Here is a 618-nt window from a genome sequence, read left to right on the forward strand (position 1 = left end):
TAGTCGTAGTTGAAGCGGAACCCAAGGGGTGGCTCGGAGGCACCAGAGAAATTGGAGACCGAACCCGTGCCGATTGCCAAGGAAGGCTTGATAAAAATTTCAGACATGGTACAATTTAGGTACTCTTTTTTGTTTTTAGGGGAGTCCAATCCCCTTTTTTTTTTGAAATGGGAAATTTAGAGATCTGATGGCAGAACGAACGCATCACGTTCTACTGTCATTATGCGACAAAATACTAGTCGTATTGTCGTTTATGCTGTTAACATACTCAAAATTTTTTAATTTGTCAAGGGATAAACCTACTTATTTTGTAAAGAAATGTAATAAAATCCGGGGTATTGAAAATAATTGTAGCAACATTAGTGCTAGGTGCTAGGTGAGCGAACAGAAGGACAGACAAGGGACGCCGCAGATGCGGTTGGCACAGTTGGTAGCATTTCTCGGAGAGATTTTGGCAGAACCGAACGATACGGCGCTGGCGCAGCGAATCGGGATCCAGCGTAGTGCGTTTCGGAGGTTAAAGGCTGGAGAAAGTACGAATGTCTATAAGCGCAACCGAGAGGCGCTGCTTAACTTTTTGGGCGTGACGGCAGATGAACTCAATGCCTATATTGAGGG

The 618-nt window shown here is 44.5% G+C and carries 1 protein-coding gene; it reads left to right on the plus strand.

The window, feature by feature from the left end; all coding sequences use genetic code 11:
• Positions 1-376: 376 nt before the first annotated feature.
• The coding region (locus LKK83_RS01920) for a helix-turn-helix domain-containing protein (RefSeq protein ID WP_324629082.1) at positions 377-618 on the plus strand (242 nt) is incomplete at its 3' end.

Origin of the sequence: Phormidium sp. CCY1219, assembly GCF_035615515.1 — a bacterium.
Classification (GTDB): domain Bacteria; phylum Cyanobacteriota; class Cyanobacteriia; order Cyanobacteriales; family Laspinemataceae; genus CCY1219.